At 72.6% G+C, this 19794-nt stretch carries 11 protein-coding genes, 2 rRNA genes and 2 pseudogenes (1 of these 15 running past the window's edge); all 15 read left to right on the forward strand.

Annotation, left to right across the window (positions count from 1 at the left end; translation table 11 throughout):
- Nucleotides 1-2466: ribosomal RNA gene (locus tag CS0771_RS18775) — 23S ribosomal RNA — on the forward strand; it begins 647 nt to the left of the window's first position.
- A 100-nt stretch (nucleotides 2467-2566) separates the two neighbouring features.
- A 5S ribosomal RNA gene (gene rrf / locus CS0771_RS18780) occupies nucleotides 2567-2683 on the forward strand.
- Between the two features lie 1643 nt (nucleotides 2684-4326).
- On the forward strand, nucleotides 4327-5232 hold the full coding sequence (locus tag CS0771_RS18785) for a tetratricopeptide repeat protein (protein WP_244871380.1): 906 nt from the start codon (nucleotides 4327-4329) through the stop codon (nucleotides 5230-5232).
- Nucleotides 5229-6029: pseudogene (locus CS0771_RS18790) on the forward strand (HAD-IIA family hydrolase); the annotation flags it as partial. The gene CS0771_RS18785 and the pseudogene CS0771_RS18790, both read left to right, overlap by 4 nt.
- Before the next feature lie 31 nt (nucleotides 6030-6060).
- Entirely contained in the window at nucleotides 6061-6891 is an 831-nt protein-coding gene (locus tag CS0771_RS18795) for a hypothetical protein (RefSeq protein ID WP_212842191.1), read from the forward strand.
- Nucleotides 6888-7112: a hypothetical protein gene (locus CS0771_RS18800; protein WP_203754775.1), complete on the forward strand. Its 225-nt coding sequence runs from the start codon at nucleotides 6888-6890 to the stop codon at nucleotides 7110-7112. The genes CS0771_RS18795 and CS0771_RS18800 overlap by 4 nt, the downstream gene beginning before the upstream one ends.
- A 5-nt stretch (nucleotides 7113-7117) precedes the next feature.
- Entirely contained in the window at nucleotides 7118-7939 is an 822-nt protein-coding gene (locus CS0771_RS18805) for a TlyA family RNA methyltransferase (RefSeq protein ID WP_212842192.1), read from the forward strand.
- A gap of 1 nt (nucleotide 7940) precedes the next feature.
- Nucleotides 7941-8840: an NAD kinase gene (locus tag CS0771_RS18810; RefSeq protein WP_244870874.1), complete on the forward strand. Its 900-nt coding sequence runs from the start codon at nucleotides 7941-7943 to the stop codon at nucleotides 8838-8840.
- Nucleotides 8841-8900: 60 nt separating this feature from the next.
- On the forward strand, nucleotides 8901-10652 hold the full coding sequence (recN, locus tag CS0771_RS18815) for a DNA repair protein RecN (protein WP_212842194.1): 1752 nt from the start codon (nucleotides 8901-8903) through the stop codon (nucleotides 10650-10652).
- A gap of 571 nt (nucleotides 10653-11223) precedes the next feature.
- Entirely contained in the window at nucleotides 11224-12402 is a 1179-nt protein-coding gene (steA, locus tag CS0771_RS18820) for a putative cytokinetic ring protein SteA (RefSeq protein WP_212842195.1), read from the forward strand.
- A gap of 28 nt (nucleotides 12403-12430) precedes the next feature.
- On the forward strand, nucleotides 12431-13360 hold the full coding sequence (locus tag CS0771_RS18825) for a copper transporter (RefSeq protein ID WP_212842196.1): 930 nt from the start codon (nucleotides 12431-12433) through the stop codon (nucleotides 13358-13360).
- A gap of 6 nt (nucleotides 13361-13366) precedes the next feature.
- Nucleotides 13367-14194: pseudogene (locus CS0771_RS18830) on the forward strand (hypothetical protein); the annotation flags it as partial.
- Between the two features lie 491 nt (nucleotides 14195-14685).
- Complete coding sequence (gene murJ / locus CS0771_RS18835) at nucleotides 14686-16308, forward strand: murein biosynthesis integral membrane protein MurJ (protein ID WP_244870875.1); 1623 nt, start codon at nucleotides 14686-14688, stop codon at nucleotides 16306-16308.
- A 38-nt stretch (nucleotides 16309-16346) separates the two neighbouring features.
- Nucleotides 16347-17471, forward strand: coding sequence for a glycosyltransferase family 4 protein (locus tag CS0771_RS18840; RefSeq protein WP_244870876.1), 1125 nt, complete (start codon nucleotides 16347-16349; stop codon nucleotides 17469-17471).
- Complete coding sequence (locus CS0771_RS18845; RefSeq protein ID WP_212842199.1) at nucleotides 17471-19783, forward strand: hypothetical protein; 2313 nt, start codon at nucleotides 17471-17473, stop codon at nucleotides 19781-19783. Before CS0771_RS18840 ends, CS0771_RS18845 begins: the two co-directional genes overlap by 1 nt.
- Nucleotides 19784-19794 lie beyond the last annotated feature (11 nt).

Below are 19794 nucleotides of genomic sequence, written 5' to 3' on the forward strand. Positions count from 1 at the left end.
CGGCGTGCCTTTTGAAGAATGAGCCTGCGAGTTAGTGGCATGTGGCGAGGTTAACCCGTGTGGGGAAGCCGTAGCGAAAGCGAGTCTGAACAGGGCGTTCAGTCGCATGCTCTAGACCCGAAGCGGGGTGATCTAGCCATGGGCAGGCTGAAGCGACGGTAAGACGTCGTGGAGGGCCGAACCCACCAACGTTGAAAAGTTGGGGGATGACCTGTGGTTAGGGGTGAAAGGCCAATCAAACTCCGTGATAGCTGGTTCTCCCCGAAATGCATTTAGGTGCAGCGTCACGTGTTTCTTGCCGGAGGTAGAGCTACTGGATGGCCTAGGGGGCCCACAAGCTTACCGAAGTCAGCTAAACTCCGAATGCCGGTAAGTGAGAGCGTGGCAGTGAGACTGCGGGGGATAAGCTTCGTAGTCGAGAGGGAAACAGCCCAGATCACCAGCTAAGGCCCCTAAGCGTGTGCTAAGTGGAAAAGGATGTGGGATCGCATAGACAACCAGGAGGTTGGCTTAGAAGCAGCCACCCTTGAAAGAGTGCGTAATAGCTCACTGGTCAAGTGGTTCCGCGCCGACAATGTAGCGGGGCTCAAGCACACCGCCGAAGCTGTGGCACTCACACGATGACCAGGCCGGGTCAAACCGGTCCAGGTGTGTGGGTGGGTAGGGGAGCGTCGTGTGGCGGGTGAAGCGGCAGAGTGATCTAGCCGTGGACGCCACACGAGTGAGAATGCAGGCATGAGTAGCGAATGCAGGGTGAGAAACCCTGCCGCCGGATGACCAAGGGTTCCAGAGTCAAGCTAATCTGCTCTGGGTGAGTCGGGACCTAAGGCGAGGCCGAGAGGCGTAGTCGATGGACAACGGGTTGATATTCCCGTACCCGCAAAGCAGCGCCCGCGATGAACCTGGCTGTACTAACCTCCACGGACACCAAGGGCCTTCGGGCCGGCGGTGCGAGTGTTGGGATCTTGGCTGGTAGTAGTTGAGCGATGGGGTGACGCAGGAAGGTAGTCGAGCCCAGGCGGTGGTTGTCCTGGGGTAAGCGTGTAGGCCGTGGCGTAGGCAAATCCGCGCCGCATCAAGGCTGAGACGTGATGCCGAGCCGTATCAGGTGAAGTCGATGATCCTATGCTGCCGAGAAAAGCCTCTAGCGAGCTGTGCGCGGCCCGTACCCGAAACCGACACAGGTGGTCAGGTAGAGAATACCGAGGCGATCGGGCGAACTGTGGTTAAGGAACTCGGCAAATTGCCCCCGTAACTTAGGGAGAAGGGGGGCCTCGTCTGGTGAAGGCCTTCGCGGCTGGAGCTGGGTGGGGTCGCAGAGAGCAGGGGGAAGCGACTGTTTACTAAAAACACAGGTCCATGCGAAGTCGTAAGACGCTGTATATGGACTGACGCCTGCCCGGTGCTGGAACGTTAAGGGGACCTGTCAGCCCGTAAGGGTGAAGCGGAGAACTTAAGCGCCAGTAAACGGCGGTGGTAACTATAACCATCCTAAGGTAGCGAAATTCCTTGTCGGGTAAGTTCCGACCTGCACGAATGGCGTAACGACTTCCCCACTGTCTCAACCACAGGCCCGGCGAAATTGCAGTACGAGTAAAGATGCTCGTTACGCGCGGCAGGACGGAAAGACCCCGGGACCTTCACTATAGCTTGACATTGGTATCCGGTTCAGCTTGTGTAGGATAGGTGGGAGACTATGAGCCCCTAACGCCAGTTAGGGTGGAGTCAACGTTGAAATACCACTCTGGTTGATCTGGGTATCTAACCTCGGACCGTGATCCGGTTCAGGGACAGTGTCTGGTGGGTAGTTTAACTGGGGCGGTTGCCTCCTAAAGGGTAACGGAGGCGCCCAAAGGTTCCCTCAGCCTGGTTGGCAATCAGGTGTTGAGTGTAAGTGCACAAGGGAGCTTGACTGTGAGACTGACAGGTCGAGCAGGGACGAAAGTCGGGACTAGTGATCCGGCACTGGCATGTGGAAGCGGTGTCGCTCAACGGATAAAAGGTACCCCGGGGATAACAGGCTGATCTTCCCCAAGAGTCCATATCGACGGGATGGTTTGGCACCTCGATGTCGGCTCGTCGCATCCTGGGGCTGGAGTAGGTCCCAAGGGTTGGGCTGTTCGCCCATTAAAGCGGTACGCGAGCTGGGTTTAGAACGTCGTGAGACAGTTCGGTCCCTATCCGCCGTGCGCGCAGGAGACTTGAGAAGGGCTGTCCCTAGTACGAGAGGACCGGGACGGACGAACCTCTGGTGTGCCAGTTGTACCGCCAGGTGCATGGCTGGTTGGCTACGTTCGGAAGGGATAACCGCTGAAAGCATCTAAGCGGGAAGCTCGCTTCAAGATGAGGTCTCCCACTGGGAAACCAGGTAAGGCCCCCGGCTAGACCACCGGGTTGATAGGCCAGAGATGTAAGCACAGTAATGTGTTCAGTCGACTGGTACTAATAGGCCGAGGACTTACCTGACAACATATGAGAGTCCTGCAAGATGTCTCGCGTCCACCATGCACATCACGACACGCAACCACGCACGCCGTATCGGCGCGGGTTGACATGTTGATAGAGTTACGGCGGTCATGGCGGAGGGGAAACGCCCGGTAACATTCCGAACCCGGAAGCTAAGCCCTCCAGCGCCGATGGTACTGCAACGGGGACGTTGTGGGAGAGTAGGACACCGCCGGACAAACGTTCCACACGAGGGCCTCCCCGCCAGGGGTAGGCCCTCGTGTGCGTTGTGCCGCCATTTGCCGCGGCATCAGGAAGGATGTACCCGTGAACGCGAGTTCGAACGACAAGCCCGGACGCGACTCGTCCGGCGAAGCCGGCCGGGGCGGTGGCGGGCCGCGCTCCGAGAAGGGCGGCTACGACCGCTCCCACGGCAAGCGTGAAGGTTTCCGCCGTGACGGCGACCGGGCCAGGGGCTACGACGGCGGGTACGACCGTCCGCGCGGCACGGGCGAGCGCGGCGGGTTCCGCCGCGACGAAGGCGACCGCGGCGGGTTCCGCGGCAACCGCGAGGGCGGTGGCGACCGCCGTGAGGGCGGCTTCCGCTCCGGTGGCGACCGGCCCTCCTACGGCGACCGCCGTGAGGGCGGCTACTCGCGGGGCGGCGACCGCCCCGGATACGGCGGCCGGGACAGCGGCTCCCGCGGCGACCGGCCGGCTTACGGCGACCGTCGCGAGGGCGGCTTCCGTTCCGGCGGCGACCGTCCCGGGTACGGCGGTGGCGACCGTCGTGAGGGCGGGTTCCGCTCGGGCGGCGACCGGCCGTCGTACGGCGAGCGCCGTGAGGGCGGCTTCCGTTCCGGCGGCGACCGTCCCGGGTACGGCGGCGGGGACCGTCGCGAGGGTGGCTTCCGTTCCGGTGGCGACCGGCCGGGCTATGGCGAGCGTCGCGAGGGTGGCTTCCGTTCGGGTGGCGACCGTGACCGCTCCAGCGGTGGTGACCGTCGTGAGGGCGGGTACCGCTCGGGCGGTGACCGTCCCGCTTATGGCGACCGTCGCGAGGGCGGCTTCCGCTCCGGCGGCGGCGAGCGCCGTGAGGGTGGCTTCCGCTCCGGCGGCGACCGTCCCGGCGGCGGTGACCGCCGTGAGGGCGGCTTCCGTTCCGGTGGCGACCGGCCGGGCTACGGTGAGCGCCGTGAGGGCGGTTTCCGCTCCGGTGGTGACCGTGACCGCTCCAGCGGTGGGGACCGTCGTGAGGGCGGGTACCGTTCCGGCGGCGACCGTCCCGGGTACGGCGGCGGGGACCGTCGCGAGGGTGGCTTCCGTTCCGGCGGCGACCGGCCGGGCTACGGCGAGCGTCGCGAGGGCGGTTTCCGCTCCGGCGGCGACCGTGACCGCTCCAGCGGTGGGGACCGTCGTGAGGGCGGTTTCCGCTCCGGCGGCGACCGTCCCGGCTACGGCGACCGTCGTGAGGGTGGCTTCCGCTCCGGTGGTGACCGGGAGCGCTTCGGCGGGGGCGACCGTCGTGAGGGCGGTTTCCGCTCCGGCGGCGACCGTCCCGCTTATGGCGACCGTCGTGAGGGTGGCTTCCGCTCCGGTGGTGACCGGGAGCGCTTCGGCGGCGGGGACCGTCGTGAGGGCGGGTTCCGCTCCGGTGGCGACCGGCCGGCCTACGGCGAGCGCCGTGAGGGTGGTTTCCGTGGCGGGGACGAGCGCGGTGACCGCGCCGGTTTCCGTGGTGGCGACCGTCGTGAGGGCGGCTTCCGCGGTGACCGCGAGGAGCGCGCCGGCGGCGAGGCCGCCGAGAGCGCGGGCCGTCCCGGTCCGGAGCTCTCCGACGAGATCAGCGCATCCGACCTCGACAGCGAGGTGCGCGCCGAGCTGCTGTCGCTGGCCAAGCCGGTGGCCGACACGGTCGCCCGGCACCTGGTCGCGACCGGGCAGCTGATCGACGAGGACCCGGAGAAGGCGCTGGAGCACGCCCTGGCGGCGCGCCGGCTGGCCTCCCGCATCGCGGTGGTACGCGAAGCGGTCGGCCTGGCCTCCTACCAGGCGGGCGACTGGGCGAGCGCGATCGCCGAGATCCGCACGTACCACCGGATGACCGGGCGGCAGACGCACCTGGCGGTGCTGGCCGACTGCGAGCGGGCGCTGGGCCGGCCGGAGAAGGCGATCGACCTGTTCCGCGGCGCCGAGCGGGAGAAGCTCAGCCAGCCCGAGGCGCTGGAGCTGCTCATCGTCGCCGCCGGTGCGCGCGGTGACCTGGGCCAGCACGAGGCCGCCGCGGCCATGCTGCAGGTGCGCGAGCTGACCGTCGAGTCCACCGAGGACTGGTCGCCGCGGCTGCGTTACGCGTACGCGGACGCGCTGCTGAAGTCCGGCCGGACCGAGGAGGCGCGGGAGTGGTTCGCCAAGGCCGCCGCGGCCGACACGGACGCGGTGACCGACGCGGCCGAGCGCCTGCTGGAGATGGACGGCGTCGAGATCGAGGACGAGTCCGACGAGGACGACGACCGTGCCCCGGCCGCCCGCCGTGCCGAGGACCGGTCCGAGGACGACGAGGACGACGACCGCGCCGAGGACGACGAAGACGACCTCGACGACGAGGACGATGACGAGGACTACGACGACGAGGACGACGAGGACGACGACCTCGACGGCGGCGAGGGCTATGACGGCGACGCCACCGACGACGACGAGGACGACCTCGAGGACTTCGACGAGCAGGGCGAGAAGCCGGCCGCCCCGGCGGCCGACGCCGAGCGGAAGGCCGACACGGACAAGTGACCGAGCTCGTCGAGAACTATGACCTGGTCATCTTCGATCTCGACGGCGTGCTGTACCTCATCGACCGCCCCATTCCCGGGGCGGTCGATGCGTTGGCCCGCCTGAGGGAAGAGGGCAAACCGGTGCGCTTCGCGACCAACAACGCGTCGCGCCGCGCCGCCGAGGTCGCCGCCCTGCTGCGCGGTATGGGCATCGCAGCCCAGCCGCACGAGGTGCTCACCTCGGCGGGGGCGGCGGCGGCGCTGCTGGCGCAGCGGCTGGAGCCGGGCGCGCCGGTGCTGGTGCTGGGCGCGCCCGCGCTGCGCAGCGAGGTCGCCGATGTGGGCCTGCGGCCGGTCGACAGCGCCGACGACAACCCGCGCGCCGTGGTGCAGGGTTTCGGGCCGGACCTGGGCTGGAAGCAGCTGGCCGAGGCGTGCGTGGCGATCCGCGCGGGCGCCTGGTGGGTCGCGACGAACACGGACAAGACCCTGCCGACCCTGCGCGGGCCGTTGCCCGGCAACGGGTCCCTGGTGGCGCTGCTGGCCACGGCGCTGGAGCGGGAGCCGGACGTGGTGGTCGGCAAGCCCGAGCCGGGCCTGTTCGCCACCGCGGCGGGCCAGGCGTCGGCGCGCCGGGTGCTGGTCGTCGGCGACCGGCTGGACACCGACATCGCCGGCGCGCACCGAGCCGGAATGGACAGTCTGCTGGTGCTGACCGGCGTGTCGACGGCGGTCGAGGCCGCCGCGGCGGGCGGGCAGCTGCGCCCCACGTACGTGTCGGCGGATCTCGGGGGGCTCTTCGCTGCTCCGGCGGTCCCGGCCCTGTAGCGTTGGTCGGCGGGACGGTATGGACCGCGTGGACGCGGCCCGTGCTGGGGAGCAGTCGTCGGGAGAGGTGGTGACCGCCGTGGCGCAGAAGTCGGGCGAGCCGAAGCAGGACGTGGTGAAGGCGTACCTCGAGCTGGCCCTCGGGCTGACCGAGGCGTCGAAGAAGAAGGCGGAGAAGACCGTCAAGAAGGCGGCCAAGGGGCTGCTGGGCAAGAGCGGCGCGACCGCGACGCAGCTGCAGGTCATGGCAGAGGAGCTGGTCAGCACCGGCCTGCAGAACCGGGAGGCGGTCGCGCGGATCGTGCGGCTGGAGCTGGACCGTGCGCTGGGCCGGGTCGGCCTGGCCACCGCCGAGGAGGTCGCCACGCTGACCGCCCGGATCGAGGACCTGGAGGGCGAGCTCCGCGAGGCGAGGATCGACGCCGCGGTCGCGGCGGCGCGTGCGGCCTCGGCCGACGGCAGCGGTTCCGCCGACGGCAGTGCCACGGCCGCCGCGCCGTCGGCGGAGGCTGCCGAGGAGGACAACGCGAGCCCGGTGGCGAAGAAGGCCGTCGCGGGCAAGGTCACGCCGCCCGCCGTGCGGGTGCCACCGCGGGGTGGGGTCGCCGAGCGGCCCGAGGTCGTCGAGCGCCCCCGCGAGCTGCCCAAGCCCGCCGCGAAGAAGGCGGAGGCCGCGAAGCCGGCGCCGAAGCCCGCCCCGCCGAAGAAGGCCGCGAAGGTCGTCGCCAAGAAGACCGTGCCGGCCGCCGGGCCGCGGGCCGCGTCCGACGAGGTGCCGGTGGCCGCGAAGAAGGCTGTGGCGAAGAAGGCCGTCAAGAAGGCTCCGGCCGGTAAGGCGGCCACGGCATGAGCTCACCGCAGCTGCCGCTGTCGTTCTCCCCGGCGGTGCCCGCGCCCCGTCCGATGCCGACCCCGGCGACTCTGATGCCCGGCCCGACCGGCCATCACGCCGTGGACGCCGCCGTACGGGGGGTGGCCAACGCCGCCGACCTGCCGCTGGCCGAGCAGCTCGCGGCGTACGAGGCGGCGCACCGGACGCTGCGGGAAGTCCTCGCCGCGATCGAGGCGTAACACCCATGGCACGACGTGTCCGGCTGGACGCGGAGCTGGTCCGGCGCGGGCTGGCCCGGTCGCGGGAGCAGGCCGGTGAGCTGATCGCCGCGGGCCGGGTCGAGGTCAGGGGCACCGTGGCGCACAAGGCCGCGGCCATGGTCGACCCGGCCGACGCGGTACGCGTCACCGGCGAGTCCACCGGCGACGACTACGTGTCCCGGGGCGGGCACAAGCTCGCCGGGGCGCTGGCCGCGTTCACGCCGCACGGGCTGGCCGTGGCCGGGCGGCGCTGCCTGGACGCGGGCGCGTCCACCGGCGGCTTCACCGACGTGCTGCTGCGCAGCGGGGCGGCCGAGGTGGTCGCCGTCGACGTCGGCTACGGCCAGCTCGCCTGGTCACTGCGCACCGACGAGCGGGTGAAGGTGCACGAGCGCACGAACGTGCGCACGCTCACCCCCGAGGTCATCGGCGGCGTGGTGGAACTCACCGTGGCCGACCTGTCGTTCATCTCGCTGCGGCTGGTGCTGCCCGCGCTGGCCGCGTGCACCGACGGCGACCTCGTGCTGATGGTGAAGCCGCAGTTCGAGGTCGGTAAGGAGCGGGTCGGCGCGGGCGGCGTGGTGCGCGATCCGGCACTGCGGGCCGAGGCCGTGCTCGACGTCGCCACCGCGGCGACCGCGCTCGGCCTGGGCACGGCCGGGGTGACGGCCAGCCCGCTGCCAGGCCCGTCAGGCAATGTGGAGTTCTTCGTCTGGTTCCGGCGTGACGCACCCGCCCCCGCGGTGGCGGACATCCGCGCCGTGGTGGAGGCTGGGGTGCCGAACGCACCTGACCCGGAGGACTGAATTGGAGCGCGTGGCGCTGCTGGTCACCCATACCGGCCGGAAGGACTCCACCGACCATGCCCGCACCGTGGCGCGGGACCTGATCGCCGCGGGCTTCACCGTGCGCGTGGTCGCCGAGGAGGCCGAGGACCTGGACCTGTCCGGGGTCACCCCGATCTCGGGCGCCTGCGCGGCGCAGGGGGCCGAGATCGTGTTCGCCCTCGGCGGCGACGGCACCCTGCTGCGCGCCGCCGAGCTGGCCCGCCCCGAGGGCGCGCCGCTGCTCGGCATCAACCTGGGCCGGGTCGGGTTCCTGGCCGAGGCCGAGATCGCAGACCTGGACCAGGCGGTACGCGACGTGGTCGCCCGCGACTACAGCGTCGAGGAGCGGCTCACCATCGACGTCACCGCCGAGCTGGCCGGGGAGGTGATCGCCGAGTCGTGGGCGCTCAACGAGGTCACCGTGGAGAAGGGCAACCGCGAGCGCATGCTCGAGCTGCTGGTCGACGTGGACGGGCGTCCGCTGTCGCGCTACGGCTGCGACGGCGTGGTGTGCGCCACCCCGACCGGCTCGACGGCGTACGCCTTCTCGGCGGGCGGGCCCGTGGTGTGGCCGCGGGTGGAGGCGCTGCTGCTGGTGCCGATCAGCGCGCACGCGCTGTTCAGCCGGCCGCTGGTGACCGCGCCGGACTCCGTCATCCAGGTGACCATCGACCCGTACACCGAGCACGCGGTGATGAGCTGCGACGGCCGGCGGGTGTACAGCCTGGCGCCCGGTGCGCAGGTCACCATGCGGCGCGGCGAGCTGCCGGTGCGGGTGGCGCGGCTGCGGCCGCGGCCCTTCACCGACCGGCTGGTGGCGAAGTTCGGGCTGCCGGTGGAGGGCTGGCGGGGGCACGGACCGCGCCACCCTGGTCACTGAGCGGTACAAACGCACGGCCCGGCGTGACACTGTCGGAGGGGCGGGCTACTGTCACCTGTTGTGCTGGAAGAGTTGCGCATCACCGGCCTCGGCGTGATCGAGGACACCACCCTCCCGCTGACCCGCGGCATGAACGTCATCACCGGTGAGACCGGTGCCGGCAAGACCATGGTCGTCACCGGACTCGGCCTGCTGTTCGGCGGCCGGGCCGACGCCGGGCGGGTCCGGGCCGAACCGGGCCGGGCCACGGTCGAAGGCAGGCTGCGCCTGACGGGCAACGCCGCCAGCGCGGTGGCCACCCGGGTCGCCGACGCGGGTGCCGAGTCCGACGTCGACGGCAGCCTGCTGATGAGCCGCACCGTCACCATCGAGGGCCGCTCCAAGGCGCACGTGGGCGGGCGGACCGTGCCGGTGTCGCTGCTGGGCGAGGTCGGCGAGCTGGTGCTGGCCGTGCACGGCCAGTCCGACCAGCTGCGGCTGCTGCGCCCGGCCGAGCAGCGCGGTTCCCTGGACCGGTTCGCCGGTCCCGAGCACGAGAAGCTGCTCGTCGAGTTCCGGGAGCTGTTCACCCGCTGGCGCGCGGTCGCCGACGACCTGGCCGACCGCCGCCGCAACGCGCGCACCCGCGCCCAGGAGGCGGACCTGCTGCGGCTGGGCCTCGACGAGATCACCAGGGTCGACCCGCAGCCCGGCGAGGACGACGAGCTGCGTGCCGAGGCCCAGCGATTGGAGCACGCCGAGGGCCTGCGTACGGCGGCGCACATCGCGCACCAGGCCGTGGCCGGCGGCGGGGAGACCGACAGCGAGGACGCGACCAGCCTCGTCGGCACCGCCCGGCGCACCCTGGAGTCGCAGTCCGGGGTGGACGCGAAGCTCGGCGAGTTCGCCGCGCGGCTGGAGGAGGCCGCGTCGCTGCTCGGCGACGTCTCCGTCGAGCTCTCGACGTACCTCGCCAGCCTCGACGCCGACCCGGCCCGGCTGCAGTTCATCTACGAGCGGCGTGCCGCGCTGCGCTCGCTGACCCGCAAGTACGCCGACGACATCGACGGCGTCATCGCCTGGGCCGACAACGCCCGCACCCGCCTCGGCGCCCTGGACAGCTCCGACGAGCTGCTGGAGGAGCTGGAGCGGGAGATGCACCGGCTCGCCGGCGAGGTCGCCGAGCTGGCCGCCAGGGTGCGCGAGGCGCGGGTGGAGGCGGCGGGCCGGTTCGCCGACAAGGTCACCGTGGAACTGGCCGGCCTCGCCATGCCGCACGCCCGCATCCAGATCATGGTGCTGCCCCGCCCGGCCGGTGACATCAGCCTGCCCGTCGGCGGCGTCGAGTCCGGGGTGACCGCCGACGGCGCCGACGACATCGAGCTGCGCCTGCTGGCCCACCCCGGCGCGCCCGCCCTGCCGCTGCAGAAGGGCGCCTCCGGCGGCGAGCTGTCCCGGGTGATGCTCGCCATCGAGGTGGTCTTCGCCGGTGCGGGCGGCCCGCCCACGCTCGTCTTCGACGAGGTCGACTCGGGCGTCGGCGGCACCGCCGCGGTCGAGATCGGCCGGCGCCTGGCCCGGCTGGCCCGCAACCACCAGGTCCTGGTCGTCACGCACCTGCCGCAGGTCGCCGCGTTCGCCGACCGGCACCTGGTGGTGGCGAAGGACACGGGCGGTGCGATCACGACCAGCGGGGTGCGCGTCGTCGAGGAGACCGAGCGCTCCCGTGAACTGGCCCGCATGCTCGCCGGCCTGCCCGACTCCGACCTGGGCATCGCCCACGCGGAAGAGCTGCTGGCGGTCGCCGCCCGCGAGCGCTCCAACGCCGCCTGACCCGCCCGACCGCGAAGGGCACCCACCGCCACACCGGCGGCCGGGCGCCCTTCGCGCTCCAGACCGCACGGGCCGCGGCGGCCGGGTCCCCGCCACGCCCGCGATCTGCCGACATCCGGCCACCCGCGACCCGCGACCCGCGATGATCGCGATCTCGTGTCACAAAGTGCGGCTGAGCCACACCTTCCGACACGAGATCGCGATCATGCCCCCGCGGCGGTCGGGTTGCATCCGGGAAGATCGCGGGTTCGTGTCGGAACCTGTGGTGGGACCGCACATCGCGACATCAAGCAGTGATCTCTCCTCGATGCGGCGGAACCCGGCGCGGCTCGGCATCCCGGCGGGTGGCGAGGGCGAGCATGAGGTAGGTCACCGCCGGGCCTCCACGCGCGCAGAATCGGCATGGTTTGCCCGATATGGGCAGCTAGGACGGGCGTGCCGGTCGGCGGCAGAGGCGGACGGATGTCACGATGGGGTCGGCGAGGTTTCGGACATCACAATTCGGCCCGGATGGGTCGATCATGGGTGTCGGTACGCGCCAATACCGGACTGACATGCCAGGATGGCTGCGATGCGTCTTCCCACCTTGCGCCGGACCCGGCCCGCCGAACCCGGGATCCTGACCGGCACCGCTCGGCTCGATCGCCGCACCAAGCGGCTGGTCGGTCGGCTGCGTCCCGGCGAGATCGCCGTGATCGACCACGTCGACATCGACCGGGTGGCCGCCGACTCGCTGGTGGCCGTGGGCGTGGCGGCGGTGCTGAACGCCAAGCCCTCCATCTCCGGCCGCTACCCGAACCTGGGCCCCCAGGTGCTGGTCGAGGCGGGCATAACGCTGCTCGACGACCTGGGTGAGGGCGTCTTCCAGCAGATCCGCGAGGGTGACACCGTCCGCATCGAGGGCAACACCGTGTACGTGCGCGGCGAGCCGGTCGGGCACGGGGTGCGCCAGGACGCCGACAGCATCGCCAAGGCCATGCTCGACGCCCGCGAGGGCCTGTCGGTGCAGCTGGAGGCGTTCGCGGCGAACACCATGGAGTACCTGAAGCAGGAGCGCGAGCTGCTGCTCGACGGCGTCGGCGTGCCCGAGATCAAGACGCAGATCGCCGGGCGGCACTGCCTGATCGTGGTGCGCGGCTACGACTACAAGGCCGACCTGGACGTGCTGCGGCCGTACATCCGCGAGTTCAAGCCGGTCCTGATCGGTGTGGACGGCGGTGCGGACGCGCTGGTCGAGGCCGGATACACCCCCGACATGATCATCGGGGACATGGACTCGGTCACCGACGACGTGCTGCGCTGCGGCGCCGAGGTGGTCGTGCACGCCTATCCGGACGGCCGGGCGCCCGGCCTGGACCGGGTGCACCAGCTCGGTGTCTCCGGGATCACCTTCCCGGCCGCGGCGACCAGCGAGGACATCGCGATGCTGCTGGCCGACGAGAAGGGGGCCACCCTGATCGTGGCGGTCGGCACCCACGCCACGCTGGTGGAGTTCCTGGACAAGGGCCGCGGGGGCATGGCTTCGACGTTCCTCACCCGGCTGCGGGTGGGGGGCAAGCTGGTCGACGCCAAGGGGGTCAGCCGGCTGTACCGGCAGAGCATTTCAGGTTCCTCGCTGCTTTTGCTGGTATTGTCCGCCATCGCGGCGATGGCGGCGGCCGTCGCCGTGTCCACCGTGGGCAAGGCTTACCTGTCGCTGGCCGCGGAGTGGTGGGACGACGTGATGTTCCACCTGCAGCGGCTGTTCTAGGGACCCCGGACGATCAAGAGGCTCTGACGTGATCAACTTTAGGTACCACGTGGTGTCCATGACGGCGGTGTTCCTGGCCCTGGCCATCGGGCTGGTCGTCGGCACCGCGGCGCTCAACGGCCCGGCGGCCGACGCCCTCGAGGACAACGTCAACGCGCTGCGCAAGAACAACTCGCAGCTGCGCGACCAGGTGACCGGCCTGCGCGACCAGGCCAACCGTGAGGAGCAGTTCGTCACCGAGGCCGCGCCGATCATGCTGAACGGCAAGCTCACCAACCGCCGCCTGCTGCTGCTGGTGCTGCCGTCGGGCCGCGACCAGGTGGACGGCCTGGAGGCCATGCTGAAGACCGCGGGCGCCAAGACCGTCGGCACCGTCGAGCTGACCGACAAGTTCTTCAACCCGGACAACAGCGTCGAGCTGCTGGACCTGGAGAACAAGGCCGAGCCGGCCAGCGTGCCCACCACCGCCATCCCGCTCAACAGCGAGGGCGTCGAGTCGTCGAGCGCGCTGCTGGCCGCCGTGCTGCTCGACCGGACCCCCGCCGTTCCCGCGGCGGACCGGTCGGCGGTGCTCGCGGCGTACAGCAAGCTCGGCTACCTGACCGTCGCCGGCACCGTGTCGGGCCCGGCCGAGGCCGTGGTCATCGTCTCCGGCTCGCCGTACACCGACAGCCAGGCCGCGGGCAAGAACGCCGCCGTCAAGACGACCGCCGTGCAGTTCGACCACGCCGGGGTCGCGATCGTCGGCGGCGTGCTGGGCGGCGAGGGCAACCTCATGATCGAGGTACGCGACGACGCCACGCTCGCCAAGACCATCTCGACCGTGGACAACGCCGAGACGGTGCAGGGCCAGGTCGCCGCGGCGCTCGCGCTGCACGAGCAGTTCTCGGACAACAAGGCCGGCCACTACGGCGTCGGCACCAACGCCAGCGCGCTGCTCCCGCAGCAGCAGAAGTGAGCTGAGGTGGGCTTACTCGCCCGAGTAGCACTGATCGGCCTGGGCGCTTACGGCGCCCGGGCCGCACTGCGTACGGCGCGCACCCGCCCCGAGGCGGCGCAACTGGAGCGCACGAACTTCCGCGGCCGCACGGTCACCCTGGCCGGAGGCCCCGCGCTGGCCGTCTCGGCGAGCCTGAGCAGCGCCCTCGGCGCCGGTGACGCGCGCACCGCCACGGCCGCGCTCGCCGCCGGGCTGTCCGGCGGCGCGGTCGGCCTGTACGACGACATCGTCGGCGCGCGCCCCGATCAGAGAGGCGACAAGGGCTTCCGCGGGCACCTGCGGGCGCTGCGCGAGGGCCGCGTCACCAGTGGCCTCGTGAAGATCGCCGGAGTGGGCGCGGGCGCCCTGGCGGCGGCGGCGCTGCTGCCGGACCGGCGCGGCCGCGGCAGGCTCGGGCGGGCCGTCGAGGTGGCGCTGGGCGCCGGGGTCATCGCGGGCAGCGCGAACCTGTACAACCTGCTCGACCTGCGCCCCGGCCGGGCGCTCAAGGCGGGTCTGCTGGTCGGCGCGCCGCTGACCGCCACCCGCGCGGGCGGCCTGGCCGCCGGGCCGGTCGGTGCGAGCGCCGGGCTGCTGCCCGACGACCTCGGCGAGGAGATCATGCTCGGCGACTCGGGCGCCAACGCGCTCGGCGCGCTGCTCGGCGTGGCCGCCACCGCCCGCACCGGCCTGCTCGGCCGCGCCGCGCTGCTCACCGGCCTCGGCGCGCTCACCCTCGCCAGCGAGAAGGTCAGCTTCACCAAGGTCATCGAGCGCACCCCCGTGCTGCGCGAGATCGACGCCTGGGGCCGCCTCCCGGCCCCCAAGCAGCAGCTCCCGCAGTCGCGCACAGCCGCCGACGATCCCGCGCCGCAGGCAGGGGCCACGACGAAACCGCAGCCAGGCCCGGCGGCCGGAACCCCGCTGGCGGCGCTGACCGATCGCGCAGGAGGCACCCAGCCGCAGGCCGCCGCACCCACGACGAACCAGACGAGCACTCCGCCGCAGGTTGCCGCGCCGGTGACAGGCCCGGCGGTGGACTCCCCGCCGACGGCTTCCAGTCCGACGCCGGGCGACGGGCCGAGCACTCCGGAGGTGCCGGTGGCGGGGGAGCAGACCGCGACGCCGCGGCGCGCTGCCGCACGCAAGGCATTCCGGCAGGCCGCTGAGGCCGGTGGCGGCCACGGGCCGGGCGCTGCTGAGGTCGACCACGCCACCGACGCCGAAGCCGCCGCGCCGGCCGGGGAGACCGCTGCCAAGCCGCAGCCGCGAGCACGGGCCCCGCGCCGTACCCAGAAATGACCGTGACCGCTGACGACAGGGTCGCGCCGCGCGGCCCCGCTGCGGCGCGGATCGCCGGTGCCGCGACGCTGATCGCCGGGCTGACGGTGCTCAGCCGGCTCGCGGGCTTCGCCCGCACCCTGGTCTTCTCGCAGACGGTCGGCGTCGACGACCTCGGCGGCGTCTATCTGGCCGCCAACACCATCCCGAACATCGTCTTCGAGATCGTCGCGGGCGGCGCGCTGGCCGGACTGGTGGTGCCGCTGCTGGCCGGGCCGCTGGCCGCCGGGGACCGCGACCAGGTGCGCCGCACCGTCTCCGCGCTGCTCACCTGGACCCTGGCCGCGCTGGTGCCGCTGGCGGTGCTGCTGTGGTTCGGCGCGGGCACGGTGATGTCGCTGCTCCAGCCGGAGAACTCCCCGGTCCTGCACGAGGCGGGCACCTCCATGCTGCGGGTGTTCGCGCCGCAGCTGCCGCTGTACGGCATCGGCATCGTGCTCACCGGCGTGCTGCACGCGCACCGGCGCTTCGCCTGGCCGGTGCTCGCCCCGCTGCTGTCCAGCCTCACCGTGATCGGCGCGTACGTGCTGTTCGCCGCGCGGGCGGGCAGGTGGCCCGCGCCGGAGACGGTGTCCGGCGGCGAGCTGGCGATCCTGTCGGTCGGCACCACGCTGGGCGTGGTGGTGCTCTCGCTGTGCCTGGTGATCCCGGTGAGCCGGCTGCGGCTGGGCCTGCGGCCGACGTTCACGGTCGACCCGGGGCAGCGGCGGCGCATCGGCGGGCTGGCCGCGGCCGGTATGGCCACGGTCGTCGCGCAGCAGGTGGCGCTGCTGGTGACGATCCGGCTGGCCTCGGACACCGGCCCGGCCACCAACGCGGTCTACAACCTCGCCCAGACGGTCTACCTGCTGCCCTGGGCGGTGCTGGCGGTGCCGGCGGCGACGGCGGCCTACCCGGCGATCGCGACCGCGCACGCCACCGCCGACACCGGCACCCTGCAGCGCACCACGGCCCGCACCGGCCGGGCGGTGCTGCTGCTCAGCGGGCTCGGCGCGGCGGGCCTGGCGGCCGTGGCGGCTCCGGCGGCGGCCCTGCTGACGTTCACCGACGGCGACCCGGCCCGCAGCCGCGCGCTGGCCACGGCTGTGATCGCCTTCACGCCGGGCCTGCTCGGCTACGGCCTGGCCGCGCTGCACCAGCGCACGCTGTACGCGGTCGGCGCGAACCGGCTCGCCGCGCTGGGCGTGTCCGGCGGCTGGGCGGTCGCGCTCGGCGCGGCGCTCGTGCTTTCGCACACACTGCCCGACAGCGCGCGCGCCGCGGCGCTGGGCGCGGCCAACTCGATCGGCATGCTCGTGATGGCGGTGCTGCTGGCCGTGGCGGTCCGTGCCCGGGTGGGCGGTCCGGCCCTGTCCGGGATGTTCCGGGCGGCGCTGGCGGCCTCCGTCGCGGCGCCGGCGGGTGCGGTCGCGGGCATCGAGGCGGGGCGCGCGGTGGTGTCCGGGGACCCCGGCATCATGGGTCTGGCCGGACAGGGCATGCTGTCCGGTGGCGCGTCGCTTGTAGTCTTTCTGATCGTCTGCGCCCTGCTCGACCTGCCGGACCTGCGGCCACTGCTCGACCGGGTGCGGCGCCGGCGCGGATGAGGGGCGCGGCACACACGGGGCGAGAGGCGGGAGGACCGTTGACCACGGGGACCGAATGGACCGGCAGCGTCGTGCTGCTGCTCGCCTCCAGCACGGGAGGCATCGGCCAGCACGTGGCGGGCCTGGCCGAGGGCCTGTCCCGGGCCGGGTGCGACGTGACGGTGTGCGGCCCCGCCGCCACCGAGGAGCACTTCCGGTTCACCGACCGCGGCGCCCGGTTCCACCCGGTGGAGATCCCCGCCGAACTGCACCCCAGTGACATGCGGGCGGTACGCACGCTGCGCCAGTTCCTGGCCGGGGCGCGCCCCGACGTGGTGCACGCGCACGGCCTGCGCGCCGGTCTGGCCGCCGCGCTGGCCCGGCCCACCTGCCCCCTGGTGACCACCTGGCACAACGCCCCGCTGCGGGCGGGCCTGCGCGGCCGGGTGCACGCGATCGTCGAGCGCATCGTGGCACGCGCCTCCGCCGTCACCCTCGGCGCCTCCGCCGACCTGGTCACCCGCGCGAACGCGGTGGGCGCCGCCGACGCCCGGCTGGCCCCGGTGGCCGCGCCCCGGCTGCGGCGCACCCGGCGCTCCCGGGCCGCGGTCCGCTCCGGCCTGGGCATCGCCGACGGAGTGCCGGTGGTGCTGTCCGTGGGCCGGCTGCACCCGCAGAAGGCGTACGACATGCTGGTGACCGTCGCCGCGCGCTGGCGGGACATGTCCCCGATGCCCCGCGTGCTGATCGCGGGCGAAGGCCCGTCCTACCTCGACCTCGCCGCGCAGATCTCGCAGCTGCGCGCCCCGGTGACCCTGCTCGGCCACCGCAACGACGTCGGCGACCTGATCGCCGCCGCGGACCTCGCCGTGGTCACCAGTGTGTGGGAGGCCCGGCAGCTGTTCGCCCAGGAGGCGCTCGGCGGCGGCCTGCCGCTCGTCGCGACGGCCGTCGGCGGCATCCCGGAGCTGGTCGGCGACGGCGCGCAGCTGATCGAGCCCAACGACCCCGACGGCCTGGACGCGGCGGTGCGCAAGCTGCTCGGCGACGAGCAGGCCCGCGCCCGGCTGGCTGAGCGCGGCACCGCGCAGGCCGCGACCTGGCCCGACGAGCCGGCCACCATCGCCGGGGTGCGCGCCGTGTACGCCGAGCTGGCCGTGCCGGCCCGTACGGGGCGCGCCTGATGCTGCCCCGGCCACCCCTCCGCCGCAGCGCCCGCCGTCCCGCTCCCCGCCGGGTGTTCGGCGTGGCGCTCGGGCTGACCCTGCTCGCGCTGCTCGGCCTGGTCCTGCCCGGCCTGTCCGGCCCGGCCGCCGCCGCCCCCACCGAGGACGACGAGGCCGACTACGTGATCATCGCCGGGGCCGCCGGCCTGCGCTGGGACGACATCGACGCGGACCGGACGCCGAACCTGTGGCGGCTGGCCGAGCGCGGCTCCATCGGCTCCCTGTCGACGCGCTCCGCGCACGTGCCCACCTGCCCGGGCGACGGCTGGCTGACGCTGGGCGCGGGCAACTACGCCGACCGCACCGGCATCGGCGAGGAACCCGCCGACGAGGCCCGCCAGCAGGATCCGGACCTCGCCGAGCAGTGCCCGAAGCTGGACGTGCCGATCGAGCAGCCGGACGCGTTCGGCGCGTTCCTGCCCGACCAGGACGAGGTGGTGGAGCGCCAGCGCGAGCTGCCGTACGGCACCGTGCCCGGGGCGCTGGCCGAGTCGGTGCGCTGCACCGCCGCCGTGGGCGAGGGTGCGGCGGTGGCGGCCGCCCGCTCGTTCGGCAGGGTGGACCGCTACCACCCGACGCTGCCCGCGGCCGCGGACGCGGGCAAGGCGCTCAGCGAGTGCCTGCTCAGCATCGTGGACCTGGGCGCTATCGACGGGCGCACCCCGCAGCTGCGGCTCAAGCAGGCCGCCGCCGTGGACAAACTGCTCGGGCAGGTGCTCGCGGCCCGCCCGAAGAACTCCACCCTGCTGGTGGCCGGGGTCGCCGACACCGACCGCAGCTCGCGGCTGCACGCCGTGATCGCCGACGGGCCGGGCTGGCAGGGCGGCTACCTGACCTCGGCCACCACCAGCCGCGCTGGCTACCTGCAGCTGGTCGACCTGGCGCCGACGGCGCTGGATCTGCTGGGCCGCGAGCAGCCGAAGAAGATCATGGCGGGGCACCCGGCGGCGCTGGCCGACGGCCGCCCGGCCGACCTGGGCCAGGCCACCGCGGCGGGCGCGGACGCCGACCGGCGCGCCGCCGCCGCCCGCAACGTCTCGGCCTGGTTCTTCTGGCTGCTGGCGCTGGTGCAGATCGCCCTGTTCGCGGCCGTGGTGCCGCTGCTGCGGCGCAGTTACCGCCACGCCGGGCCGACCGGACCCACCCCGCCCCCGCAGCGGCTGGTGAGCCTGCTGGAGGTGCTGCTGACCGGGGCCTCGCTGGCACTGCCCGCCGCGCTCATCGCGGGCATCGTGCCGTGGTGGCGCTTCGGCCGCCGCGGGCTGATCTTCGGGCTGGTCACGGCCGGTATCACGCTGCTGCTCACCTTCGTCACGGTGCGGCTGCCGCTGTTCCGTACGCGTACCCTCGGCCCGGTCGGCATGGTCGCCGCGATCGCCGCCACGGTGGTCGGCGCGGACCTGATCACCGGCGCCCGGCTCCAGCTCAACGGCGTCGCGGGCTACTCCGCGCTGGAGGGCACCCGATACTCCGGCATCGGCATGGTCGGCATGGGGGTGTTCTTCGCGGGTGTGCTGCTCACCGCGGGCACGCTGTGCTATCTCGTGCCGCACCGCAACCGGCCGCTGCTGGTGTCCGCGATCGGCGCGGCGGGCGTGCTGCTGGTGGGCACCCCCGCGCTCGGCGCGGACGCGGGTGGCGCGGTGGCGCTCACCGCCGGGGTGTGCCTCACCGCGGCGCTGTGCCCGGGCGGCTTCCTGACGTTCAAGCGGCTGGCCTGGGCGGTGGCCGCGGGCGCGGTGGTCACCGTGGTGTTCGCGCTCGTCGACGTACGCCAGCCGGTGGAGCAGCAGGGCAGCCTGGGCCGCTTCCTCACCCAGCTGTCCGACGGCACGTCGGGGCTGACCCTGAGCCGGCTCGGCGGCGCCAACCGCGTCGCGCTGGTGACCAGCCCGCTGACCGTGCTGGCGCTCGTGTCGGCGGTGTTCCTGTGGGTAGTGCTGATGCGCCCGTGGGGCGGCCTGAAGCGGCTGTACGGCATCTACCCGCCGATCCGGGCCGCGGTGGCCGGGACCATCCTCGCCTCGATCGTCGGCGGCCTGCTGGGCGGCGCGGCGCTGAACGTGGCGGGCGCGGCCGCGGCGATCGCGGTGCCCGTGCTCACGGTGGGCGCGATGCGGGTCCTCGGGCACGCCGCGGACCGCACCCGCGTGGTCGAGGAGCCCGAGCGCGCCCGGATCGTCGAGGAGCCCTCGCCTTCGCCGGTCCGGCCTGCGGAAGAGCCCGTCACGGTGAGCACCGACACCCCGAAGACGGTTTCGGCGACGTAGCCCACGGATGA

The sequence above is a fragment of the Catellatospora sp. IY07-71 genome (assembly GCF_018326265.1).
In the GTDB taxonomy this organism is placed as follows: domain Bacteria; phylum Actinomycetota; class Actinomycetes; order Mycobacteriales; family Micromonosporaceae; genus Catellatospora.

Coding starts and splice junctions, on each gene's coding strand:
- CS0771_RS18795 (WP_212842191.1), top strand. CDS start 6,061: ATGGACCGCGTGGACGCGGCCCGTGCTGGGGAGCAGTCGTCGGGAGAG.
- CS0771_RS18800 (WP_203754775.1), top strand. CDS start 6,888: ATGAGCTCACCGCAGCTGCCGCTGTCGTTCTCCCCGGCGGTGCCCGCG.
- CS0771_RS18805 (WP_212842192.1), top strand. CDS start 7,118: ATGGCACGACGTGTCCGGCTGGACGCGGAGCTGGTCCGGCGCGGGCTG.
- steA (WP_212842195.1), top strand. CDS start 11,224: ATGCGTCTTCCCACCTTGCGCCGGACCCGGCCCGCCGAACCCGGGATC.
- CS0771_RS18845 (WP_212842199.1), top strand. CDS start 17,471: ATGCTGCCCCGGCCACCCCTCCGCCGCAGCGCCCGCCGTCCCGCTCCC.